Origin of the sequence: Methylobacterium sp. B4 (assembly GCF_003201865.1) — a bacterium.
Classification (GTDB): Bacteria; Pseudomonadota; Alphaproteobacteria; order Rhizobiales; family Beijerinckiaceae; genus Methylobacterium.
Genome location: NZ_QJJJ01000002.1, coordinates 95,411 through 110,137 on the forward strand (window position 1 = coordinate 95,411; position 14,727 = coordinate 110,137).

Below are 14,727 nucleotides of genomic sequence, written 5' to 3' on the forward strand. Positions count from 1 at the left end.
TATCGCTGGGGCGATGAATGGAAAAGCGCGGACGCGACCTTGAAGTCCGCGGGCGTCCGCCGCAAGGAGACGCGATGACGGAGAACACCCCGAACCTCGATACCCTGCCGCCGGTCGGCGAGGCCGATGTCGCCGCCGGTCTCGCGGAGGTGCGCGACGGCATCCGCCGGGCGGCCGAGGACAACGAGCGCGATCCCGCAAGCGTCCAGCTCGTTGCCGTCTCGAAGACGGTGCCGGCCGAGGGCATCCTGCCGGCCCTCGAAGCCGGGCAGCGGATCTTCGGCGAGAACTACGTGCAGGAATCGAAGGCCAAGTGGCCGGCGCTTCGGGAGCGCTACCCAGATGTCGAGCTGCATCTCGTCGGTCCGCTGCAATCCAACAAGGCGCGCGAGGCGGTCGAACTCTTCGACGTGATCCACGGGCTCGACCGGCTGTCGCTGGCGGCCGCGCTCGCCAAGGAGATTCAGCGGACGGGGCGGGCGCCCAAGCTGCTGATGCAGGTCAATACCGGCGACGAAGCGCAGAAGGCCGGCGTCGCGCCCGATCAGGTGGATGTGCTGCTCTCCGAGTGCCGCGAGACGCACGGCCTCGCCATCCACGGCCTGATGTGCATCCCGCCGGCCGAGGACCCGCCCTCCCCCCATTTCGCTCTGCTCGCCCGCATCGCGGCGCGCCACGGCCTGCCGATCCTCTCCATGGGCATGAGCGCCGATTACCCGGCCGCGATCCAGATGGGCGCCACCCATGTCCGCGTCGGAACCGCGATCTTCGGACGCCGGGCGAAGCGCTGAGCGAAGACCGTGGTTCCGGCTCGGGTCGGCATCAGCACCAGACGATGAGCCGGCGAAATAAGAGTGTCAGCGGATCGCTAGGCGCGTGCGCGGTCCGAGGCGGCGGAGCAGGCGCAGCAGATCGCCGGGCCTGAGAGCGACGCAGCCCTCCGTCGGCCGGTAACCGGCGCGGGCGACGTGCAGGAAGATCGCCGAGCCGCGCCCCGGGCGGATCGGTCCCCGATTGTAGTCGAGGTCGATCACGAGGTCGTAGAGCCCGTCGTCGCGCCACAGCGCCTCGGCGCTCGCCGTATCGCTCGGTAGAGGAATGGGTCGGTTGTAGCGCCGGTCTCTCGGCGCATCGCACCAGCCGTCCTGCGGCCGCGTCGGCCGCAGCGGCAGCGCGCTCGCGGGCCGGACGAGGAAGCGGTCCGGACGGTAGAAGCCGCCGCGCAGGCGAAAGACGCCCCGGGGCGAGGCGCCGTCCCCCTCACGCTTGCGAATCGTCACGCCCGCACGCCCAAGGGCGCAGGGCAGGACGGACCGGCCCGCGCTCAGCGTGCCGCGGGTCGGGTCTCCCGGCAGAGGGCGAACCTGCAGGATGGCGAGCGTCGTGGCCTGCCGGGCTCTCGTCGCCTCGCCACCCTTCGCTCCGAACTTCCTGTTCTTCACCCGCCGCATTGCCGGTTTGTCCCGCACGCTTTCCGGCTCCCTGCCGTCAAGCGGACGTGACGGTTTGAACGTGGCGAAAATTATGCATAAGCGCGCGTTGCGGATTTCCTGTAGCGTAAAACGAACTAAGTTTATTTCCGGATGGGACCGTGAGGGTTCCGTCGGCAGCCAAGCCAGAGGGTGATCTGCCTCTCTGGACCGGCTTGCCGTCATGAGATTATCCCGGTCACTTGCCCGAGCTTCGCGCGGGGTGTGCGGGGCCGGAAAGTTTGTCGAGAGCGACTGCGTCGATGTCGAATCCTTACTGCCTCCTCGTCTGTGACGACGACGAGGCCCTGCGCGAAGCGCTGACGGAGCAGATCGACGCGTACGACGAATTCTCCGTCGTCGGCGAGCCAACGGCGGCCGGAGCGCTCGCCCGCGTGGGCCAGGACCCCGTCGACCTGATCGTGATGGATGTCGGCCTGCCGGACATGGACGGGCGCGAGGCCGTGCGCACGCTGCGCCGTAACGGCTATCGCGGGCCGATCATCATGCTGACGGCGCAGGAATCCGACGACGACATGGTCGAGGGGCTGGAGGCCGGCGCCAACGACTACGTGGTCAAGCCCTTCAAGTTCGCGGTGCTGCTCGCCCGAATCCGCGTGCAGCTGCGCCAGCACGAGGCGAGCGAGGACGCGGTGTTCCGCATCGGTCCCTACACCTTCCGGCCGGGCGCCAAGCTCTTGGTGGGCGAGCGCGGCTCGAAGCTGAAGCTGACCGAGAAGGAGACGGCGATCCTGCGCTACCTCTACCGCGCCGGCCGCGAGGTGGTGGGGCGTGACACGCTGCTCGCCGAGGTCTGGGGCTACAACGCCCACGTCACCACCCATACCCTGGAAACGCACATCTACCGGCTGCGCCAGAAGATCGAGCCGAACCCCGCAGTCGCGGCCATCCTCGTCACGGAGGGCGGCGGCTACAAGCTGCTGCCCTGATCCTCACCGGGGAACCAGTATCCACCTCCGCACACAGGTCCGCCGCGGGGACGCCGTTTCGCGCGGGGTCCGTATCGGCTAGGCTTGGCCGCAGAGGCAGGATTTCGCGGCCGAGAGGTGGGGCAGGCGTTGGGGCTCGACGACGACATCGCGATCCTCTCCGCGGCGCCGGTGTTCGAGCTGTTCGAGCGCGACGCCCTGCGCCTGCTGTGCTTTGCCGGCGAACGGCGCACCTTGGAGGCGGGTGATCTGCTGTTCGCGCGCGGCGAGCCGTCGGACGGCGGCTACGTGGTGATGTCGGGTACCATAGCACTGACCCCGCGGCGGGCGTCGGAGGCCCCGGTCACCGTCTCCCGCTCCGGCGTGATCGGGCGCAACGCCCTGTTCCATCAGGCGGAGCGGCCGGCGGAGGCGCGGGCGACCGAGCCCTCCGAAGTGATGCGCGTCACCCCATCGGTGATGAGCCGCGTGCTGCGCGAGTTCCCCGATGTCGCGCTGGCGATCCGCAGCGGCATGGCCGAGGAACTCATCGATCTCGTCCAGGGCCTGTCGAGCGTGCGCGGGCGGCTCGGCGCGCCGTCCCCACGCAAACGGTGACAGGGGCGGGCGGCTTTTGTAAGCACGGCCATCCTTTGCCGCCGATCAGTCCGGAAAGCCCCGATGTCCCAAGCCGCGCCCCACGCCGATCTCGAGAAGACCATCGAAGCCGCCTGGGAGGAGCGCACCGGCATCTCGACCGCGACCACGGGCGCGGTGCGCGAGGCGGTGGACGAGGCGCTGAATCTGCTCGATTCCGGCAAGGCCCGCGTCGCCGAGAAGGGCAACGAGTCCTGGCAGGTCAACCAGTGGCTCAAGAAGGCGGTGCTTCTCTCCTTCCGCCTCAACGACATGGTGCCGATCGAGGGCGGCCCCGGCTCCTCCCCCTGGTGGGACAAGGTGCCCTCCAAGTTTTCCGGCTGGGGCGAAGCCGAGTTCCGTGCCGCCGGCTTCCGCGCGGTGCCGGGCTGCTTCGTGCGCCGCGGCTCCTACATCGCGCCGGGCGCGGTGCTGATGCCGAGCTTCATCAATCTCGGCGCCCATGTGGGTGAGGGCACCATGGTCGACACCTGGGTGACGATCGGGTCGTGCGCGCAGGTCGGCAAGAACTGCCACATCTCGGGCGGCGCCGGCATCGCCGGCGTGCTGGAGCCGCTCCAGGCCAACCCGGTCATCATCGAGGACAACTGCTTCATCGGCGCCCGCGCCGAGGTGGCCGAGGGCGTGATCGTCGGCGAGGGCTCGGTCCTGTCGATGGGCGTCTATATCGGCGCCTCGACCCGGATCATCGACCGCAACACGGGCGAGACCTTCTACGGCCGCGTGCCGCCCTACTCGGTGGTCGTTTCCGGCACCACGCCCGGCAAGCCCCTGCCGGACGGCACCCCCGGCCCCGGCCTCTACTGCGCCGTCATCGTCAAGCGCGTCGATGCGGGCACCCGCGCCAAGACCGGCATCAACGAGCTGCTGCGGACCTGATGGCGCCCGTCGGAACCGCCCTCGTCACGCGGACCTTCGACCTGACGGTCGCGGGTCACCGGGTTCCGACGCCCTGTACCGAGGTCGGGGAGGGGCCGCCCGCGCTGCTCCTGCCCGCCCTTTCCTCGATCTCAGCCCGCGAGGAGATGCTGCCGCTGGCCCGCGAACTCGGGGTGGCTCATCGCTGCCTCGTGCCAGATTGGCCGGGCTTCGGTGCCCACGCGCGGGCCGCCCTGCCGCTGAACCCCGAGACCCTGCACACCTTCCTCGACGCCCTGCTCGCGGCGGCGCCCGGTCCCTACGCCCTCGCCGTCGCGGCCGGACACGCCGCCCCCTATCTCGCGGCCGCCGCGCGCCGCCATCCGAGCGCCTTCGAACGGCTCGTGCTCGTCGCGCCGACCTGGCGCGGACCGCTACCGACCGCCATGGGACCTGAGCGCGCCCGCTGGTTCGGCCGGATCCGCCGGGCGGTCGAGATGCCGCTCCTCGGCGAAGCGCTCTATCGCATCAATATCAGCCCGCCGATCATCGGCCGGATGATGCGCGCCCACGTCTACGCGGACGCCGCGCATGTCACGCCCGATGTTGTCGCCGCCAAGCATCGGATCACCCGCCAGCGCCGGGGCCGGTTCGGCACCGCCGCCTTCGTCACCGGTGGGCTCGATCCCTTCGATACGCGCGAGCCGTTCCTGGCCCTGTTCGACGAGGGCTTGCCGCCCGTCTCCGTGCTGCGCCCGGAGGGGGTGCCCCGGCGCTCGGGCGCCGAGATGGATGCCCTGATCGGGACGGGCCGCGTCGTCGCGCGTCGGGTGCCGGGCGCGCTGAGCCCGCACGAGGAGTTTCCGCGCGAGATCGCCGAAGCGATCCGGGCGGCCTGAGCGTTCGCTCGAATGCGGGCGCCTTTCGCTTCCTCCGTCCTGTCACCTCTCCCGGCGTCCGGCCGGCTTTCGCCTCGTTCGAAACCCCTTCAAGGTAGTGAACCTGTGACGCGCCTGTCGCACGGCGCCCATAGATAGCTCGGAGCCTCGGCCCGGACGACGCGCTCCGCTTCCCGAGCGAGGCTCCCGACCTTCTCGACACGGTCCCCGAAAGCCTGTTCCGATGTCCCGTTCGACCCGTGCGCCGGTTCGCCTCGGCGGCCTGCTGATGCTCCTCCTCGCCGCCGCTCCGCTCCGGGCGCAGCCGGCCGCACCGCCGGACCCCGCCGCGAAATCGGCGCCGTCGCTGGAGCGGGACAAGCTCGGCACCGCCGCCCCGAAGGGCTATCTGAGCGAGGAGGCGACACCGAACCTCGTGGCGATCCTGCCGCCACCCCCGGCGGGTCATTCCGCGGCGGAGGCGGCGGACAAGGCGGTCTACAACGCCACCCGGGCCTACGAGGGCAGCCCGCGCTGGGCCCTGGCCACCAACGACGTCGCCGATGGCGGTGCCGCCCTCCTCGAAGATTATGCCTGCGTGCTCGGGCAACGCATCGACCAGACCCGCGTGCCCGACTTGATGCGCCTGCTCGACCGCGCCCGCATCGACATCGCCCGGGCCACCCGTGTCGCGAAGCGGCGCTACCGCCGCCTGCGGCCCTTCGTCGGCAACGCTGCGCCGATCTGCGTTGCCCGCACGCCCGAGCTCGCCGACAGCTTCAGCTATCCGTCCGGTCATGCCGGCCAGGGCTGGGCCTACGGCCTGATCATGGCGAACCTGATGCCGGAAAAGGCAACGCAGTTCCTCGTGCGCAGCCGGCTCTACGGCGAGAGTCGGGTGGTTTGCGGCGTCCACTGGCTCAGCGATGTCGAGGCCGCCCGCACCGGCGCCTCGGCATTGGTCGCCGTGCTGATGACGGATTCCGGCTTCCGCGCGGATCTGGAGCGGGCCCGTGCCGACCTGAAGCGGGCCCTGGGCGGGGAGGGGACGAAGCCCGATCCTGCGATCTGCCTCCGCGAGGATGCGGCGGCCCGTCAGCCGTTGCTTTAGGCATCCGTCGGGATGCTTCGCCGGCCCACGGGTCGGCATGCGACGTCAGGTCAGCGCGAACGCTCGCCGCTGCCCCAGGTATTGCAGTGGTCGAACCCGGTTCTGTAATCGTGGGCGATCCCGGCCGCTCGATGCGGGCCTGACCGACCGTGGGTGAGGCGATTTCCGCCCTGAGCACCGTCACGCAAGCCGACCTCGACGGCGCACTCACGGGCGCCTTCGCCCCGTTCTCGGGCCGGCTGCGCCGCGATCCCGATCCGGCGGCTTGCACCCTGCAGGAACTCGGGCGTTCGGGTGTCCTTGCCGATGCCCTCGCCGCCTTCGCGGATGCGCATCCGGGCTGTGAGCGTCCGGCGGTCGCCTCCCTCTGGAGTGCCTATCTCTTCGCCGGTCTGATCGCGCCCGCCCTTGCCGCAGGAGCGCGGCTCGGACGGGATCTCCCGCTGGGCTCCCTCCATCTGGCCCCGGCGACCGGGCTGCCCGCGACGGCCCATCTCGCGCAGGAATTCGCATGGCCGGCCCCGCTCCCGGCGCAGGTCGACCGATTGCTCGCCGAATCGGTCGCGCCCGTCATCCGCTCGCTGCGGGCGGAGACCGGCCTGTCGACGCGGCTGCTATGGGAGAATGCCGGCGGACACCTGTTCTGGACCCTGAGCGAGATCCGACGGGAAAACCCGGACCGCGCCGGGGAGGTGACCGAGGCCCTGCGCGCGCTGCGCTGGCCCCGCGAAGCCTGCTCGGCGCTCACCCTGATGCGCGCCGATGCGGTTGCGGGGCGCGAGCCGCCGCGCCGCCGGGTCTGCTGCCTGCGACACGGTCTGCCGGGTTCCTCGCATTGCGAAGGCGTCTGCCCGCTTCTCAGGCGGACGGGGGAGAGCGGCTGAAAGCTACGTCCCCCGCCGGGTTTTCACGGGAAAACCGGCCTCACGCCTTCCCGATCGAGTTCTTGGCGCGCTTGCGGCGCCGGGCCAGCATGTTGAGCCCTTCCACGCCCGCCGAGAAGGCCATGGCGCTGTAGATGTAGCCCTTGGGCACATGCGCCCCGAAGCCTTCGGCCAGCAGCGTCATGCCGATCATGATGAGGAAGCCGAGCGCCAGCATCACGACGGTCGGGTTCGCAGCGATGAAGCGCGAGAGCGGATCGGCTGCGATCAGCATCACGGTGACGGCCGTGACGACCGCGATCACCATGATCGGCACGTGGTCGGTCATGCCGACGGCGGTGATGATCGAATCGACCGAGAAGACCAGGTCGAGCAACAGGATCTGCGCGATGGCGGAGCCGAAATTGAGGGCCGCCTGCTGGCCCGCCTTCTCCTCCGGCGCCGGATCGACGCTGTGGTGGATCTCCTTGGTCGCCTTCCAGAGAAGGAACAGGCCGCCCGCGATGAGGATGAGATCGCGCCAGGAAAAGCCCTTTCCGAGGATCTCGAAGACCGGCTCCGTCAGATGGACGATCCAGGCCACGGTGCCGAGCAGGGCGAGCCGCAGCACCAGCGCGAGGCCGATGCCGATGCGCCGGGCCCGGCTCTGCTGATGCTCCGGCAGCCGGTTGGTCAGGATCGAGATGAAGATCAGGTTGTCGATGCCGAGCACCACTTCCATCACGATCAGCGTCGCGAGGGCGGCCCAGGCGGTGGGATCGGCGGCGAGTTGCAGCAGGTCGTCCACGAGTCGTTCCGTCGGTCGGAGGGGAGAGGGGCGGGCGCGGCCTCAGAAGGGCAGGGGGAAGCGGGCCGACGAGCCCGGCGCCCCGTCCGGCGGCGCGAGGACCCGCACGGCCTTGGGCACGACCTTGAAATGGGCCGGCGTCCAGGTCGTCAGTTCGCCATCGGTGTTGACCGCCCGCGGCTTGCGGGTCTTCAGCACCAGTTCCGTGGTCTCGAAGGCGCGCACGTCCGCCGCCTTGCCGTGGGTGCCCCGGCGCAGGGCCGGCAGCAGCGCGATCAGCCGCCACCAATGGGCGACCTCCAGGCTGTAGAAGTCGAGCCGTCCGTCATCGACGGTGGCGTCCTCCTGCACCGTCATGCCGCCGCCGTAGTGCCGCCCGTTCCCGACCGAAGCCTGGATCGTGGTCACCTTCTCGGTGCGACCGTCATGCTCGATGGTGATGGTGAAGGGGCGGGCGCGGCGGAGGAGCCGGAAGGCGGCGATGGCGTAGCCGACGGTGCCCCAGGCCTTCTTGGCTTCCGCCGTAAGTTCGCTGGCGAGGTCCGCCGAGAAGCCGACGCTGGCCACGTTGAAATAGTAGTGCCCGTTGACCCAGCCGAGATCGATCGCCTTCTCGGGCGCCGTGGGGATGACGCGCGCGGCCGCTTCCGGATCGAGAGGCAGGCCGAGCGAGCGGGCGAGGTCGTTGGCAGTGCCGAGCGGCAGGATGCCGAAGGGCAGCTTGGTCTCGACCAAGGCCTGGGACGCCGCGTTCATGGTGCCGTCGCCCCCACCGAGGACCACGAGATCGACCGACCCCGCGTGACGCCCGATCACCGCGTGGCAATCGGCGCTGTCCTCCGGCTCCACGAGTTCGAGGCCGCCCTCGCGCAGGATCGTGCGGATCGCGTCGAGCGGAGCGCCGCCGTTGCGGGCCTTGGCGTTGACGAGGAAGAGAGCCCGGCGCTGGCTTTGCGCGCCCGCACTCAAGAAACCGCTCCGCACGCGTTCGAACGGGGCAAGAAGACCAGCATGGCCGGCAAAGGGATATCCTCGCACGCTCTCGCGCCGCGTCCGCGCGAGCGGTTGAAGGATCCGACATCACGGTCGACGCCTCGACCGTCAGAGGGGCCCGGACCCGCCTCGGGGCATCGTGCCCGCCGCTCCCGAAAGAAGCGGCCCGCCCCCAGACGCGCAGGGAGGCGGCTACGCTCAAGGTGGTCACTCACCGCCTGATGGCAAGGGCCGGGCCCGCACACGAACAGGGGAGGGGCCGGTCGCGGGGAGAGCGGGGGTAACCTCGCCCCTGGCGGTGCCATCGGTCGCAAGCGGGGCGCCCCCGGTGTAGGCAAACCGAGCCCTTCGACGGAAAAACGTGGAACCGTAGCGGTCTCGTCGCGCGTTCCGTCCACCCGAGCGCCGCCCGCGAAACCCTTCCTGCCGCCTTGAGCCGACGGTGCACGCCGCCGGTTCCGGGCATTTCGCGCGGCATCCTACCGGCCTGCCTGTCCGATCGGTCTTGCCATGCGCCCCGCCCTGCTCCTGACCTTCCTCCTCTCCACCGCCTGCGCGGCCCAGGCCCAGCAGAGCCCGAACTGGGTCGATCCGCCCGCGAAGTCGGGCGCGCCCGGTACCGGGGCCGAGCGGGCCAAGCCGGCGCCGGAGGCCGGCAACCGTTCCGAGGCCGCGCCGGACGAGGTCGCCGAGACCCGTCGGGCGGCCGCGCCCACCCGGCGCAGCGCCCGGCGCCAGGAGCGGGCCTACGGGCGGACGGCCGAGCGGGATCACGCCGCCGAGGCCCATCGCGGGCGCCGGGCTGCGATCCGCGAGCGCGCCCGTGCCCAGGCCGCGCGCACCCATCGCCCCATGAGCCCGGCCATAACCCCGCCGCCGGCCGCAATGGCCCGGGCCGAGCCCGATTCGCGCTTCTCCGACTGGGCGATCGCGGCGCAGCGCCTGAGCCTCGATTACCTCGCCAGCATCTCGGCACCGAACGGCGCGATGCTGGCCTCCGCCCCGCGCTTCTACGGTGGACAGGTGCGCTTCCACGGCCGCAACCTCGCGATCCCGGCCCTGATGGCCGAGAAGCGCCGCTTCGTGCGCCGATGGCCGGAGCGGCGCTACGAGCCGCAGGGCGAGCCGCGCGTCGCCTGCGACGGGCCCAGCGCGACTTGCCTCGTGCGCACCGTCTACGACTTCACGGCCGTGAGCCCCAGCCGCGGCGCTCGCTCCCAGGGCGTCGCCGAACTCCTCCTCACCGTGAGCTTCGCGGGCGGGCGCCCGGTGGTCGTCTCCGAATCGAGCCGCGTCCTCAGCCGGGGCGGGTCCGGGGGGGCCTGAGTGGGGGCCACACGGAGCGGACACAGCCGCCGCATGGACCGCATAGTCCTGCGCGGTCCATGCTGTAGAAGGAGGCGGCGGAGGCCCCTCCATCAGGGGGCCCGGAACGGGTGAGAGACGGGGCATCGGACACGTGAAGGGATCGGCAAAGGCCGCAAGCCGGACCAGCGAGGAGGCCGCCGCGCCGCCGGAGGCACCTCTCTCCGAGGATGACCGCCGGATCCGCGCGCTGATCCTGGCCGAACTCGACCGGCGGGGCGTGCGCCCGGTCGCGCGCCGGACCCTGGCGCTGATCGCGGAAGGCTTCGTCGAGCCCGCCGACGGCGTGCCGGGCTACCGGATCGTCGATCGCGGCGGCGCGGTGCGGCTGCGCGGCGCGGGGGAGGGGGCCGGCGTGCCGCTGACCCTGCACGAACTCGTCGAGGAGCTTCGCGCGCAGCACGCGCCCCTGTTCCTGCCGCCGGAACCAGAGCCGGAACCGGAGCCTCCGCGGGACGCTATCGCCGATGTGCGGGCGGCGGGCGCGCGCTTCGTCGAGACGCAATCGGCCCTGGCGCGCTCGCTGGCGAACACCTCGGCCGAACGGAGCCGGGCGCTCGCCAGCGCGGCGAGCGAGACCGTGGAGGGCTGGCGCAGCCGTCTCGCCGAGCGGCTGAAGGCCCGGCCGCGTCCGGCCCCGGTCTCGGCTCCCATCGCGGCCACGGACGGCATGTCCCCGTCGACCGCTGCAAGCGCACCCCTCGACGCGGCGCAGCGCTTGACCGAGGCACGGGCACGGCTCGGCGCGGGCTGGCAGCGGCTCGCCGGTGGATTTCAGCCCGGCCAGAAGCTGACCCGGGTCCGCGACCTCATGGACGACGCCCTCTCCGCCGGAAGCCGGCGGCCGGTGGTCCTGATGACCCTCGGCGCTTTGGCGGGCGCGGGTCTCGTGGCTGCCCTCTCTCTGCGGGGAGGCACCGGCGAGGAGGCCGGCTCGGCCGCCCGGTCGGGCTCCGAGACGCAGACGGCCCAGACGGCGCCGGCCGAAGCACCACCGGTCTCGGGGCAGCGCGGATCCGACGAGCCGGCCCCCGATGCGCCGCCCTCCGAGACGCCGGAGGCGCGCCCGCCGGAGCCGGAGCCGCGACGCAGCAACCCCAATGCCCTGACCGGCATACCCGAGGTGATCGACACCGCGACACTGCGGGTGGGCGGAAAGGTCGTGCGCCTGTTCGGCGTCGAGTGGGTCCGCGGCGGGCAGGCCGACGAATTGTCGAAGTATCTGCGCGGACGGCAGGTGAGCTGCCAGCCGGCCCCCGGCAGCAGCGCGCATATCTGCACCGTGGAGGGCCGCGACCTCTCGGAAGTGGTGCTGTTCAACGGCGGAGGCCGCGCCTCGGCGGAAGCGACGCCCGATCTTGCCGCGGCCGAGGATCATGCCCGCACCGAGCGGCTCGGGGTGTGGAAGCGGTGAGGGCGCAGGGCCCTCACCGTTCCCGTCCTCAGCGCAGCAGGTTGGTCCGGGCGAGGTCGAGGATCGCGTCGCCGCGCCCGTTCATCACGGCCTGGAGCGCGTAGAGGCTGAAGCCCTTCACCTGCTCCGCCTGGAGCTTGGGCGGCATGGCGAGTTCCTGGCGGTTCGTCACCACGTCGAGCAAGGCGGGGCCGGGATGGGCCAGCACGTCCCGGATCGCTCCCTCCAGATCGCCCGGATCCTCGACCCGGTGGGCGTGGATGCCGATGGCGCGGGCCATGGCGGCGAAATCCGGGTTCTCGAGCGCGACGCCGGTCTCCAGGTAGCCCGCCGCCTTCATCTCCAGTTCGACGAAGCCCAGCGTGCCGTTGTTGAAGATGACCACCTTCACCGGCAGCTTCTCCTGGGTCAGGGTGAGGATATCGCCCATGAGCATGGCAAAACCCCCGTCGCCCGACAGCGAGATCACCTGCCGGCCCGGACTCGCCGCCTGGATGCCGATGGCGTGGGGGAGGGCGTTGGCCATGGAGCCGTGCGCCCAGGAGCCGATCAGACGCCGCCCTGCGCTCATGGCGAGGTAGCGGGCGGCCCAGACCGTCGGCGTGCCGACATCGGCCGTGAACACGGCGTCGTCGGTCGCCGCCTCGCTCAGCAGGCGCGTGAGATATTGCGGGTGGATCGGTTTGCGCCCGGGCTTGCCGGTGGCGAGGTCGTCGAGGTCTTCGCGCGCCTTGGCGTAGTGCTTGAGGCTCGCCTGCAGATGGCGGTCGCTGTCGTTGCCGGTGAGCCGCGGCAGCAGGGCTTCGAGGGTGGCGGCGACGTCACCGACGAGGCCGAGTTCCAGCCGGCAGCGCTTGCCCAGGTTCTCGGGCCGCAGATCGACCTGCGCGATCTTGGCGTGCTCGGGATAAAACTGACGGTAGGGGAAGTCGGTGCCGAGCATCAGCAAGGTCTCGCAGGCCTCCATGGCCGCGTAGCCCGAGGAGAACCCGATCAGCCCGGTCATGCCGACGTCGTAGGGGTTGTCGTGCTCGACATGCTCCTTGCCGCCGAGCGCGTGGACGATCGGGCTCTTGAGCCGTTCGGCCAGCCGCATCAACGGCGCGTGCGCCCCGGCGCAGCCCCGGCCGCACAGCAGCGTGATCTTTTTGGAGGTGTTGAGCAGGTTCGCCAAGCGGTCGAGTTCGTCGGCCGGCGGCACGGTGACGGGCGCGCGCGGGCGAAGCGTCGCGGGAGCGGCCAACGCGCGCTTGGGCGCCTCCTTCAGGGCGACGGTGCCGGGAATGACGATCACGGCGACGCCGCGCTGGCCCACGGCCGTGCGGATCGCCGTCTCCAGCACGTTGGGCAGCTGCTCGGGGTCGGAGACCAACTCGCAGAAATGGCTGCAATCGCGGAACAGCTCCTCCGGCCGGGTGGCCTGGAAGTAGTTCAGCCCGATCTCGGAGGAGGGAATGTGCGCGGCGATCGCCAGAACCGGCGTGCGGGTGCGGTGCGCGTCGAACAGACCGTTGATGAGGTGGAGGTTGCCCGGTCCGCAGGACCCGGCGCAGACCGCGAGTTCGCCCGTCACCTGCGCCTCACCCGCGGCGGCGAAGGCGGCCACCTCCTCGTGGCGGACATGCACCCAGTCGATGACGCCGCGGCTCCGGATCGACTCGGTGATCCCGTTCAGGCTGTCGCCGACGAGACCGTAGACACGTCGCACGCCCGCCAGTTCGAGCGTTTCGACCACGAGATCCGATACGTTGCGGGTTGCCATGCGCCGTCTCCGAACAAGACCGCCCTCGGGCAGTCATGGCGGGCCAACGTCGCGAGGGGGCATTGGTTCGGGCGGGCGGAAGATTTTGCGATTACTGCATAATTTCGCACATCACGCCCATCGGGCGCGGCAGGATCGCTCGCGATGCGTCCGCCCGGCGCTCCGTCGGCAACCGTGCGGGCCGGGACCGGCCGGCGATGCCGGCCGATCCGTTCGAGGCCTTCGCCTCAGGTGTTCATCGAGTCGAAGAAATCGCCGTTGCTCTTGGTCTGGCGCAGCTTGTCCATGAGGAACTCGATCGCGTCGGTGACGCCCATCGGGTTGAGGATGCGGCGCAGGACGTAGGTCTTCTTGAGCGAATCCGGCGGGACCAGCAGCTCCTCCTTGCGGGTACCGGAGCGGGTGATGTCGATGGCCGGGAAGATGCGCTTGTCGGAGACCTTGCGGTCCAGAATGATCTCGGAGTTGCCGGTGCCCTTGAACTCCTCGAAGATCACCTCGTCCATGCGCGATCCGGTGTCGATCAGCGCGGTGGCGATGATGGTGAGCGAGCCGCCCTCCTCGATGTTGCGGGCCGCGCCGAAGAAGCGCTTGGGCCGCTGCAGGGCGTTGGCGTCGACGCCGCCGGTCAGCACCTTGCCGGAGGAGGGCACCACGGTGTTGTAGGCGCGGCCGAGGCGCGTGATGGAATCGAGCAGGATCACCACGTCGCGGCCGTGTTCCACCAGCCGCTTGGCCTTCTCGATCACCATCTCGGCGACCTGCACGTGGCGGGTGGCCGGCTCGTCGAAGGTGGAGGCGATGACCTCGCCCTTCACCGAGCGGATCATGTCGGTCACCTCTTCCGGGCGCTCGTCGATGAGCAGCACGATGAGGTAGCATTCGGGGTGGTTGAGGGTGATCGACTGCGCGATGTTCTGCATCAGCACGGTCTTACCCGTGCGCGGCGGCGCGACGATCAGGGCGCGCTGGCCCTTACCGATCGGCGAGACGATGTCGATGATGCGGGGCGAAAAATCTTTCTTGGTCGGGTTGTCCAGTTCGAGCTTGAACCGCTTGGTGGGAAAGAGCGGCGTCAGGTTGTCGAAATGGACCTTGTGCTTGATCTTCTCCGGGTTCTCGAAGTTGATCGTGTTGACCTTGATCAGCGCGAAGTAGCGCTCGCCGTCCTTGGGGCCGCGGATCGGGCCCTCCACCGTGTCGCCCGTGCGCAGGCCGAAGCGGCGGATCTGGGTCGGCGAGATGTAGATGTCGTCCGGACCCGGCAGGTAGTTCGAGTCGTTCGAGCGCAGGAAGCCGAACCCGTCCTGGAGCACCTCGACCGTGCCGGCACCGATGATCTCGGTCTCGTTGGCCGCGAGCTGCTTGAGGATTGCGAACATCAACTCCTGCTTGCGCATGGTCGAGGCGTTCTCGACCTCGACCTCCTCGGCGAAAGCGGTGAGCTCGGTCGGCGATTTGGATTTGAGATCCTGAAGCCGCATCTCGCGTCGTGCGACGAGATCGGCCGGCGCAGGCGCGCTTTCGGCCGGAGCTTCGACGGGGGCGAGAGCGTCGTTCTGTGACGTCATGTGGGAGGATGCAACCAACGAATGGCGGGAAAGAATCGGCCGGTCGGGG

At 70.4% G+C, this 14,727-nt stretch carries 14 protein-coding genes; 9 read left to right on the top strand and 5 right to left on the bottom strand.

Annotation, left to right across the window (positions count from 1 at the left end):
- Positions 1 to 74 precede the first annotated feature (74 nt).
- Positions 75 to 791, top strand: a complete 717-nt coding sequence (locus BY998_RS04050; protein WP_110350350.1) for a YggS family pyridoxal phosphate-dependent enzyme — start codon at positions 75 to 77, stop codon at positions 789 to 791.
- A gap of 66 nt (positions 792 to 857) precedes the next feature.
- Here BY998_RS04050 and BY998_RS04055 read toward each other — a convergent pair whose 3' ends face one another.
- The gene (locus BY998_RS04055; protein ID WP_245421475.1) at positions 858 to 1,469 is read right to left on the bottom strand and encodes a L,D-transpeptidase family protein; all 612 of its coding nucleotides are present in this window, start codon (positions 1,467 to 1,469) and stop codon (positions 858 to 860) included.
- Between the two features lie 263 nt (positions 1,470 to 1,732).
- Here BY998_RS04055 and BY998_RS04060 point away from each other — a divergent pair, with 263 nt between their 5' ends.
- The 6 genes from BY998_RS04060 to fhuF all read left to right on the top strand — a co-directional run bounded on the left by BY998_RS04060 (position 1,733) and on the right by fhuF (position 6,786).
- On the top strand, positions 1,733 to 2,419 hold the full coding sequence (locus BY998_RS04060) for a response regulator transcription factor (protein WP_110350352.1): 687 nt from the start codon (positions 1,733 to 1,735) through the stop codon (positions 2,417 to 2,419).
- Positions 2,420 to 2,548: 129 nt separating this feature from the next.
- Positions 2,549 to 3,016, top strand: coding sequence for a Crp/Fnr family transcriptional regulator (locus BY998_RS04065; RefSeq protein ID WP_110350353.1), 468 nt, complete (start codon positions 2,549 to 2,551; stop codon positions 3,014 to 3,016).
- Between the two features lie 63 nt (positions 3,017 to 3,079).
- Complete coding sequence (dapD, locus tag BY998_RS04070; protein ID WP_110350354.1) at positions 3,080 to 3,934, top strand: 2,3,4,5-tetrahydropyridine-2,6-dicarboxylate N-succinyltransferase; 855 nt, start codon at positions 3,080 to 3,082, stop codon at positions 3,932 to 3,934.
- Positions 3,934 to 4,812 (top strand): alpha/beta hydrolase, encoded by an 879-nt coding sequence (locus BY998_RS04075; RefSeq protein WP_110350355.1) that lies wholly within the window; start codon positions 3,934 to 3,936, stop codon positions 4,810 to 4,812. The genes dapD and BY998_RS04075 overlap by 1 nt, the downstream gene beginning before the upstream one ends.
- A gap of 223 nt (positions 4,813 to 5,035) precedes the next feature.
- Entirely contained in the window at positions 5,036 to 5,902 is an 867-nt protein-coding gene (locus tag BY998_RS04080; protein ID WP_110350356.1) for a phosphatase PAP2 family protein, read from the top strand.
- 149 nt (positions 5,903 to 6,051) lie between these two features.
- Positions 6,052 to 6,786, top strand: a complete 735-nt coding sequence (gene fhuF, locus BY998_RS04085; protein ID WP_110350357.1) for a siderophore-iron reductase FhuF — start codon at positions 6,052 to 6,054, stop codon at positions 6,784 to 6,786.
- A gap of 40 nt (positions 6,787 to 6,826) precedes the next feature.
- Here the strand turns inward: fhuF and BY998_RS04090 are convergent, their stop codons facing one another.
- Together BY998_RS04090 and BY998_RS04095 are read right to left on the bottom strand one after the other, a co-directional pair.
- Positions 6,827 to 7,573: a TerC family protein gene (locus tag BY998_RS04090; protein ID WP_110350358.1), complete on the bottom strand. Its 747-nt coding sequence runs from the start codon at positions 7,571 to 7,573 to the stop codon at positions 6,827 to 6,829.
- A 42-nt stretch (positions 7,574 to 7,615) separates the two neighbouring features.
- Positions 7,616 to 8,542 (bottom strand): lipid kinase, encoded by a 927-nt coding sequence (locus tag BY998_RS04095; protein ID WP_110350359.1) that lies wholly within the window; start codon positions 8,540 to 8,542, stop codon positions 7,616 to 7,618.
- 534 nt (positions 8,543 to 9,076) lie between these two features.
- Here BY998_RS04095 and BY998_RS04100 point away from each other — a divergent pair.
- Entirely contained in the window at positions 9,077 to 9,892 is an 816-nt protein-coding gene (locus tag BY998_RS04100; RefSeq protein WP_110350360.1) for a hypothetical protein, read from the top strand.
- A gap of 133 nt (positions 9,893 to 10,025) precedes the next feature.
- The gene (locus BY998_RS04105) at positions 10,026 to 11,345 is read left to right on the top strand and encodes a hypothetical protein (RefSeq protein ID WP_110350361.1); all 1,320 of its coding nucleotides are present in this window, start codon (positions 10,026 to 10,028) and stop codon (positions 11,343 to 11,345) included.
- A gap of 28 nt (positions 11,346 to 11,373) precedes the next feature.
- Here BY998_RS04105 and poxB read toward each other — a convergent pair whose 3' ends face one another.
- Together poxB and rho are read right to left on the bottom strand one after the other, a co-directional pair.
- Positions 11,374 to 13,107: a ubiquinone-dependent pyruvate dehydrogenase gene (gene poxB, locus BY998_RS04110; protein WP_110350362.1), complete on the bottom strand. Its 1,734-nt coding sequence runs from the start codon at positions 13,105 to 13,107 to the stop codon at positions 11,374 to 11,376.
- 227 nt (positions 13,108 to 13,334) lie between these two features.
- A complete protein-coding gene (rho, locus tag BY998_RS04115) occupies positions 13,335 to 14,678 on the bottom strand; it encodes a transcription termination factor Rho (protein WP_110350363.1) in 1,344 nt (447 codons plus the stop codon).
- Between the last annotated feature and the right edge of the window lie 49 nt (positions 14,679 to 14,727).

What these genes read in the sequence shown, in the direction of transcription:
- BY998_RS04050 (WP_110350350.1), top strand. Translation starts at nt 75, where the DNA reads ATGACGGAGAACACCCCGAACCTCGATACCCTGCCGCCGGTCGGCGAG.
- BY998_RS04060 (WP_110350352.1), top strand. Translation starts at nt 1,733, where the DNA reads ATGTCGAATCCTTACTGCCTCCTCGTCTGTGACGACGACGAGGCCCTG.
- dapD (WP_110350354.1), top strand. Translation starts at nt 3,080, where the DNA reads ATGTCCCAAGCCGCGCCCCACGCCGATCTCGAGAAGACCATCGAAGCC.
- BY998_RS04075 (WP_110350355.1), top strand. Translation starts at nt 3,934, where the DNA reads ATGGCGCCCGTCGGAACCGCCCTCGTCACGCGGACCTTCGACCTGACG.
- BY998_RS04080 (WP_110350356.1), top strand. Translation starts at nt 5,036, where the DNA reads ATGTCCCGTTCGACCCGTGCGCCGGTTCGCCTCGGCGGCCTGCTGATG.
- BY998_RS04100 (WP_110350360.1), top strand. Translation starts at nt 9,077, where the DNA reads ATGCGCCCCGCCCTGCTCCTGACCTTCCTCCTCTCCACCGCCTGCGCG.
- poxB (WP_110350362.1), bottom strand. Translation starts at nt 13,107, where the DNA reads ATGGCAACCCGCAACGTATCGGATCTCGTGGTCGAAACGCTCGAACTG.
- rho (WP_110350363.1), bottom strand. Translation starts at nt 14,678, where the DNA reads ATGACGTCACAGAACGACGCTCTCGCCCCCGTCGAAGCTCCGGCCGAA.